The following is a 1,634-nucleotide window of genomic DNA, read 5'->3' on the forward strand; positions in this document are numbered from 1 at the left end:
AGTATCCGGTTTTCAAGGTTCGCCGCGCTGGTCGGGGGCGCCTGCCCCGTCGCTGCGCGGGGATTAACTATACGCACCCCGGCGCCCCGCGGGCGCGGGAATCGGGAGGTTCACGTTTCCTCCACAAATTAGGTCTCATCCCTGATTCCTAAGATTGCTGTGTGGGGGTAACCTGCCGCGCCAGCCCATAACGATAGGACCCAAGCGCGACAGCAGTTGCTTGCTTGCAGAAGTCTCAATGGGTTGGCCATCCAACGGCTCCTTCGGGGTTTGGCATGGGCATCAGGGCACCAGCCCCGGGGGCTTGTGATGCCCGAGGTCGGACTGCACACGGAATCGCTTCCCACATAATCGCGTATGTGACCTTGAGCCTCTTTCGCGCCTCGCCCTCGATGCTCAGCCGCACCTTACCCGCTCGCCCTAACTCTTCCTAACACCTTTTCGAACCTGTTCCTACTGCAGATGATTGGGTTGCAGCTGATCATCGTTAGGTTCGTGGGGCATATGTTCCTGCCGCAACGCTGGCCGTTGACCTGATGCTGACCCAGACACGCTCTCAAACTGCGGCATCTCACGGCAACTTGGCAGATCGTCATAGCCGTAGACCATTGAAAGACGATCAGCGGGCCAGGGCTATCTCGCTTGGCCCGCCCCAAGACACCATGAGTTAGCACTCGTAAGCCTCGTTGTCAGCGAATGAGTCCACAAAGGGCTTGTCAGGCTTTACTGTACCGGCCCTGGCACTTCAATCTCACCGATGGGCTTTCGCGCAATATCACACTCCGCGAGATGAGAGGCCCCCTTCACGAATGCTTCCTCCCAAAGACAACCGGCGCACACAGAGAGCGCCCCATCGCGCCTCGCAAAGCCGGGAGCATGATTGGACTGGCCACGACGCGCTGCATACGAAACGGATGCCGACAAGAGGCACTGTCCGCCGCCAGAGAATGAGGTCCTAAAGACCGCTCGAAACCAGAGCTGAGCCGAAAGGCGTCGTAAGAGACCGATCACTCCGACGCGCGAGTAAGGTGAAAGCGCGTCACGCCCTGAGATACGCGAGATGCCGAACCGCCTCTCAGGGCCCGCGGGCAGCAATGTAAAGGTGTCATGCGCCCTGCGCGCGCTGGGAACGGCTGTCTTGACGCTGGCCGAGGCAGCCTCGGCTGCAGCCAAGGAAATGCTGCATGCATGCCCGTTCCCCGGAGTATCCTGGCAGGCAGATACGGGGCCGGGGGGGTGAGGGCGATAGCGCCGAACCCGGCGCAGTCTCACAAGGAAAAAATTCGATTCAATCGATTAGCCGCTGCGACAAGCCGCCCCCCCGGCAGCCAGGCTCCTGCCGTCGCAAAGGGGAATGACGAAAGAACCATCTTGGGTGGCCGTCCAACGGCTCCTTCAGAGTCGGCCCAAGCCGAAGCGAAAAGCTAGGGATAAATACAAAATGAGACGACCTTGCGGACGGCTCAAGCTGTAATACATGGGCTGCGGGACCCACGCAAAATGGCGGGCGCCCCGCGCCGCCGCGAGACGCAAAATGCCCCTTGTTGGTCAGCGACGTCCTGCTCTCCCACGGACTACTCCGCAGTACCATCGGCGCTCGGGGGCTTAACTTCCGGGTTCGGAATGGGACCGGG

General features: G+C 60.7%; 1 rRNA gene. It reads right to left on the reverse strand.

The features are described from left to right. Positions 1 to 1,546: 1,546 nt before the first annotated feature. Positions 1,547 to 1,634, reverse strand: a 5S ribosomal RNA gene (gene rrf, locus ACULPM_RS10930); the annotation flags it as partial.

The organism is Thermophilibacter sp. ZX-H3, assembly GCF_052599055.1.